5 protein-coding genes are annotated in these 6,720 nt (G+C 50.0%); 2 read left to right on the top strand and 3 right to left on the bottom strand.

Annotation, left to right across the window (positions count from 1 at the left end):
• Positions 1–296 precede the first annotated feature (296 nt).
• Positions 297–1,901: a phosphoenolpyruvate carboxykinase (ATP) gene (gene pckA / locus B5E82_RS17520; protein ID WP_087308808.1), complete on the bottom strand. Its 1,605-nt coding sequence runs from the start codon at positions 1,899–1,901 to the stop codon at positions 297–299.
• 670 nt (positions 1,902–2,571) lie between these two features.
• On the opposite strand from pckA, the gene B5E82_RS17510 reads away from it, so the two are divergent.
• Positions 2,572–3,936 (top strand): citrate/2-methylcitrate synthase, encoded by a 1,365-nt coding sequence (locus B5E82_RS17510; protein WP_087308806.1) that lies wholly within the window; start codon positions 2,572–2,574, stop codon positions 3,934–3,936.
• A 98-nt stretch (positions 3,937–4,034) separates the two neighbouring features.
• On the opposite strand, the gene B5E82_RS17505 is transcribed toward B5E82_RS17510, so the two are convergent.
• A complete protein-coding gene (locus B5E82_RS17505; RefSeq protein WP_087308805.1) occupies positions 4,035–4,385 on the bottom strand; it encodes a hypothetical protein in 351 nt (116 codons plus the stop codon).
• Between the two features lie 15 nt (positions 4,386–4,400).
• Positions 4,401–5,888 carry a threonine synthase gene (gene thrC, locus B5E82_RS17500; RefSeq protein WP_087308804.1) on the bottom strand — a complete coding sequence of 496 codons (1,488 nt, stop codon included), beginning with the start codon at positions 5,886–5,888 and terminating at the stop codon, positions 4,401–4,403.
• 278 nt (positions 5,889–6,166) lie between these two features.
• Here thrC and B5E82_RS17495 point away from each other — a divergent pair, with 278 nt between their 5' ends.
• Positions 6,167–6,649: an MBL fold metallo-hydrolase gene (locus tag B5E82_RS17495; RefSeq protein ID WP_242966368.1), complete on the top strand. Its 483-nt coding sequence runs from the start codon at positions 6,167–6,169 to the stop codon at positions 6,647–6,649.
• Positions 6,650–6,720 lie beyond the last annotated feature (71 nt).

Below are 6,720 nucleotides of genomic sequence, written 5' to 3'. Positions count from 1 at the left end.
TCTGCTTTTATATATGAGACATGCCGCCCGAGAAAGCAGTTCTTTCTCGGGCTCGCGGGCTTTCCCCCCAGGGGACCCTCTCTTGGCCTGCGGCCAATTCACCTTGCGCCCTATAGAATTTTCGATAAGACCCCGCCTTTGCATAAATGCAGGCAGGTTCTTTTCGAATCTTCTGCATGTCTCATTGCCAACGCGCAAAAAAATACCACACAGCTGCAGAACTGCAGCTGTGTGGCGAAAAGCGGAATTATTCCGGAAAAATCCACGCCCCTACGGGTTTTAGGAATGTTATCTGATTAGATCTGCGGGCCGGCAGCTACCAGTGCCTTTCCAGCCTCATTGCTCTCATACTTCGCAAAGTTCTTGATGAAGCGTCCAGCCAGATCCTTTGCCTTTGCATCCCACTCGGAAGCGTCAGCATAGGTGTCGCGCGGGTCCAGAATAGCAGGATCTACGCCCGGCAGCTCGGTCGGAATCTCTACGTTGAAGTACGGCAGCTTCTTGGTCGGAGCGCTCAGAATAGAGCCATCCAGGATAGCGTCGATGATTCCACGGGTATCCTTGATGGAGATACGCTTTCCGGTTCCATTCCATCCGGTATTTACCAGATAAGCCTTTGCTCCGCTCTCTTTCATTCTCTTAACAAGCTCCTCTGCATACTTGGTCGGATGCAGCTCCAGGAATGCCTGGCCGAAGCAAGCGGAGAAAGTCGGTGTGGGCTCGGTGATTCCACGCTCTGTTCCGGCAAGCTTTGCTGTGAATCCGGACAGGAAGTAATACTCGGTCTGCTCCGGTGTCAGAACAGATACCGGCGGAAGTACGCCGAACGCGTCAGCAGACAGGAAGATTACATTCTTCGCTGCCGGAGCTGCGGATACCGGACGAACAATCTTCTCGATATGATCAATCGGGTAGGATACACGGGTATTCTCTGTTACGCTCTTGTCAGCGAAGTCAATCTTTCCGTTCTCATCCAGAGTAACGTTCTCCAGAAGAGCGTTTCTCTTGATAGCGTTGTAGATATCCGGCTCAGACTCTTTGTCAAGGTTGATAACCTTTGCGTAGCAGCCGCCCTCAAAGTTGAAGATTCCATTGTCATCCCAGCCGTGCTCGTCATCACCGATCAGAAGACGCTTCGGGTCTGTGGACAGCGTGGTCTTTCCTGTTCCGGAAAGTCCGAAGAAAATAGCGGTGTTCTCGCCGTTCATATCTGTGTTTGCAGAGCAGTGCATGGAAGCGATGCCCTTCAGCGGCAGATAGTAGTTCATCATGGAGAACATACCCTTCTTCATCTCTCCGCCGTACCAGGTGTTCAGGATAACCTGCTCGCGGCTTGTGATATTGAAGACAACTGCGGTCTCAGAATTGAAGCCCAGCTCCTTGTAGTTCTCTACTTTCGCCTTGGAAGCGTTGTAAACAACGAAATCCGGCTCAAAGTTCTCCAGCTCCTCAGCAGTCGGCTGGATGAACATATTGGTAACGAAGTGCGCCTGCCAAGCTACCTCCATGATGAAACGGATAGCCATGCGGGTGTCCTTATTCGCTCCGCAGAACGCGTCTACTACATACAGCTTCTTATCGGAAAGCTCTTTAAGAGCGATCTCCTTAGCGGCATTCCAAGCTTCCTGGCTTGCCGGATGATTGTCATTCTTATACTCATCGGAAGTCCACCAAACAGTGTCCTTGGAGTTCTCATCCATTACGATGAATTTGTCTTTCGGTGAACGGCCTGTGTAAATACCAGTCATAACGTTCACTGCGCCGAGCTCGCTGACCTGTCCCTTCTCGTAGCCTTCCAGGCCGGGCTTGGTCTCTTCTTCAAACAGCAGCTCGTAAGAGGGATTGCGTACAATCTCTGTCGTTCCCGTGATACCGTACTTGCTTAAATCAATTTTTCCCATGTTTCACTAGACCTCTTTCTTTTCATAGTATAATATGTGCGTCAGGCCAGCGGCCTTTTTTGCCTCATGCCCTATATTATCCCATCTTGTGAAAAAAAAGTCAAGCTTGCAAATGTTAAAAAAATAAGAACAAATATCACCAGAACTGTACAAAGAGACGAGAATCTCCGCAGCGCTTCCGGAGCCCACCAAATGGACGCGCGAGCGCAAGCTCAAGAAGGCAGCCCGGGCCGCATCCGCTTGGCTCGCTGCCCGCGGGAATAAAAGGTTTCCGCCCTTCCATCTAAAGCATCCAGCTAAAGGATTTTGCATCAAATTATTAAATAACTGTAAATTTTTCTTTTTTATATTCTTATTTCTGCAATTTTATGGTATAATATCGCCAGATATTATACCTGAAATCCCCCGGAGGGGCCATGTCCGAAGGACATGGTATAATATCGCCAGATATTATACCTGAAATCCCCCGGAGGGGCCATGTCCGAAGGACATGGTATAATATCGCCAAATATTTCACTATATTTTCCGCGCCAGGTCTGTGATACTCCTTACCTGAATGAGTTTTCCGCATCACCCCTGAGCGCAGACGTGACCATGCAAATTCTTTTTCAGAAATCCCCTGAAAAAATGAATTTATAAACAGTATGAGAGAAGAAAGGAGATTTTGCTTATGCAGATGAACTCATATTCGGAGATTACACCTGAAATTCTGGATCTCGCCCAGATGAGTGAGAGAGCCAGCCAAATCAACGCAGATCTTTATAAGAAATACGATGTGAAACGGGGCCTGCGTGATATCAACGGCAAGGGCGTTCTGGCCGGACTGACCGAGATCGGAGAAGTTCAGGCTTACAAGTCCGTAGACGGGAAAGAAGTCCCCTGTGAAGGAAAATTATATTACCGCGGACTGGATATTGAGGAACTGGTGCAGGGCTTCGTATCCGAAAAACGTTTTGGATTTGAAGAAATTACCTACCTGCTCCTTTTTGGAGAGCTTCCGAGCGAAAAGGAGCTTTCGGATTTCTGCGAGCTTCTGGGCTCTTACCGTACGCTCCCGACTCATTTTGTGCGCGACATCATCATGAAAGCTCCCAGTAAGGATATGATGAATACTCTGGCCCGCAGCGTTCTGACTCTGTATTCCTATGATGATCGGGGAGACGACATCTCCATCCCCAATGTACTGCGCCAGTCGCTGCAGCTGATTGCCCTGTTCCCGGTACTTTCCGTGTACGGCTACCAGGCTTACAGTCATTATCATGATGGAAAGAGTCTTTACATCCATCAGCCCCAGCCGAACCTGTCAACCGCAGAAAATATCCTTTATACCCTGCGTCCTGACAGCTCCTATACAGATTTTGAGGCAAAAGTCCTGGACATTGCCCTGGTCCTTCATATGGAACACGGCGGCGGAAACAATTCTTCCTTTACCACACACGTAGTCTCCTCCTCCGGTACGGACACCTATTCTTCTGTGGCCGCTTCGCTCGGCTCTCTGAAGGGTCCCCGGCACGGCGGCGCCAATATCAAGGTCGTGCGGATGTTTGAGGATATGAAACAGCAGGTCAAGGACTGGACGGACGAAAAGGAAGTCGGCGCTTATCTGCGGGCACTCCTGAGTAAGGAAGCCTTTGACCATGCCGGACTGATCTACGGTATGGGTCATGCCGTTTATTCCCTGTCCGACCCCCGTGCGAATATTTTCAAATCCTTCGTAGAACGGCTGTCCAAGGAGAAAGGGCGCGAGGATGAGTTCCGCCTTTATTCCATGGTCGAGCAGCTGGCACCGAAGATCATCGGAGAGGAACGTCAGATCTATAAGGGCGTAAGCGCAAACGTGGATTTCTACAGCGGATTTGTATACAGCATGCTGGATCTTCCTCTGGAGCTTTACACTCCCATTTTCGCCATGGCTCGTATTGTAGGCTGGAGCGCCCACCGCATCGAAGAACTGGCCAATAACGGAAAAATTATCCGTCCCGCATATAAGAGCGTTGCGGAAAAGCAGGAATATGTAAAGCTGTCTGAACGGTAATTATCCCTGCTGGCAAGAGGCATCAGACATAAAAAGAGGACGCCCGGAATTATTTCCGAACGTCCTTTTTTATGTCTGATATCATTCTCCCTGATTTCTTACCAGAACTTCTCCACGCCTTTGCGCGCCGCCAGCGCGAACCAGATCAGCACTGCCAGAAAGAGCACCATGACAATCCCGTATGCCACTCCCGGAAGCGGAGTTACATAAGTATTCACCAGCCCGGCGGTTCCGTAAATAAGGGCTGAAATTCCCAAGATCAGCATTTTAGGCGAAATATAGGCTTTATACCCCTCCAGATCCCTGCATTTCTTCGGGTCCACCTCTTTGTTCAGAAGAATGGTGGTGGTAATCTCTCCCTTCGTCCTCATGACGAACCAGCCGTACAGCACATAGAATCCCGCCCCCACGAAAATGACATCCAGTACGCTCCAAATACTATTATCCATCTCTTAAGCCACTCCTTATATATTCAAAAACTTCTTTACGGCAGCTTTCATCTCCCGTACCTCGACTACGGTATCATGAAGCACCGGAGCCGTACGGATTTCCTCCACTGCTCTGGGAATCTCCGTGCCGGAAAGCCCGGACAGGGCGTCCGCCAGTTCAAAATCATCTTTTCCACCGCATTCCTGCCCCAGAGCTGTCATGACGCTGCGGGTGAACTTGTAGGGACTGGCCGTGGAAGCAATGACTGTCTTCGTACCGTCAGCCGTGTCCGTTTTGTATTTTTCATATACACAGGAGGCCACAGCCGTATGCGGATCGATAACGTAGCCCGTCTTATCATACAGATTGTAAATCGTCCGTCCAGTCTCCTGCTCCGAAGCAAAATTTCCATAGAAATCGCCAAGCTTTTCCCGCATGGCAGGCGTAATCTCATAGGCTCCCTTTTCTGACAGACTTTTCATCAGAGCCGCGTCTGCCCTGTCGTCTTCTCCGGCAATCCGATAGATGAGACGTTCCAGATTGCTGGAAATCAGAATATCCATGGAAGGAGAGCTGGTCAGAATAAACTCCCGGTTCTTATCGTAATGCCCTGTCTGGAAGAAATCAAACAGAACTTTATTCTCATTGGAAGCGCAGATCAGCTTTGCAATCGGAAGCCCCATCTGCTTTGCATAATACGCCGCCAGAATATTTCCGAAGTTGCCGGTGGGAACCGTTACATTAATCTGTTCCCCCTTCTCAATCTCACCGTTCGCATAAAGCTTCGCGTATGCATATACATAATACACAATCTGCGGAACCAGGCGTCCGATATTGATGGAATTGGCAGAGGAAAACTGGAAGCCCGCCGCCTCCATCTCCTTTTCCAGTTCTCTGTCGCCAAACAGAGCCTTGACGCCGCTCTGAGCATCGTCAAAGTTTCCATGAATACCGATTACCTTTACATTCGCCCCTTTCTGGGTCACCATCTGCTTCTCCTGAATGGGGCTTACGCCGTTCTTCGGATAGAACACCACAATCCGCGTGCCCGGCACGTCCGCAAAGCCCGCAAGGGCCGCCTTTCCGGTGTCGCCCGAGGTAGCCGTCAGAATCACGATTTCATTTTTCACCTGATTCTTTTTCGCAGAAACCGTCATCAGATGCGGCAGAATGGAAAGGGCCATATCCTTAAACGCAATCGTCGCTCCGTGAAACAGCTCCAGGTAATAGGCGCCGCCCGCCTTCACCAGCGGAGCAATCTCCGGTGTGTCAAATTTTTCATCATAAGCCCGTTCGATACAGCCTTTAAGCTCCTCCTCTGCAAAATCTGTGAGAAAACGGCTCATGACCGCATAGGCAGTCTCCTGATAACTCATCTGCGCCAGCTCGTCCAGACTCACATCAAGCTTCGGAATGCTTTCCGGCACAAACAGGCCGCCGTCCGCCGACAGGCCTTTGAGAACCGCCTGGGAGGCCGTCACCCGTACACTGGAATCTCTCGTACTTCTGTATAACAAATCCATGAATTTCGTCCCCTTTTTTTCTAAAATAATAAAGCAGGCTTTACGGGCTATTATAGCATATCACAGGCGGATTCGTCCACCGCTTTTCTCTATCCGGCGGCATACAGATAAGCTTTTCTTTCACCGGCAGCGTCCGGGAGGCTTCTCTTCCTGATATGCCGGCGCATCAGGGAAGAATCCGTATCAAGTGTTTTCAGAAATTCCGCTGTCCTCCCTGCTTTCTCCTGTGCTATACTTAGGAAAAAGACAGCCCCTGAGCGCAAAAGGAGGATTTTTTCATGGAACTGAAAATCACTACTCTGATCGAAAATCAGCCAGGACAGGACGGGCGTCTTGCCTTCGAACACGGCCTTTCTCTCTTTATCGAATTTGCGGGAAAACGGCTGCTCTTCGACACCGGCCAGACAGGCGCCTTCGCTGACAATGCAGAAAAACTGAGTATCGATCTTTCCCAGCTGGACGCCGTTATTCTGAGCCACGGGCATTACGACCACAGCGGCGGCCTGGCCCGCCTTCTTCCACTCCTCTCCCCGGGTACTCCCATCTATGCGGGAAAAGAGTTTTTTGCCGCCAAATATAAAAAGCTCCCCGGAGACCGCTTCCAGTACAATGGAAACCCTTTCCCCAGGGAAATATTTGCGTCCTATCCGGTCCGTCTGCACCTTCTGGAGGCCGGCGTATCCGCGCTCAGTCCCGATATTCTGCTTTTCAAAAGTAAGCGCTTTATAATCGGCCGGATCGTCAGGCTCCAACTTTTGTGAGATACTTCAGATAGCTGGAGTAATTCACTTCCTCTCTGGTTCTCAGATTCGCAAAAGCTGGATTTCAACTA

It is taken from the genome of Lachnoclostridium sp. An138, from assembly GCF_002160765.1.
In the GTDB taxonomy this organism is placed as follows: domain Bacteria; phylum Bacillota; class Clostridia; order Lachnospirales; family Lachnospiraceae; genus Laedolimicola; species Laedolimicola faecalis.
Note: the sequence above shows the minus strand (reverse complement) of the source record. Positions and strands in the feature narration are given on the sequence as shown.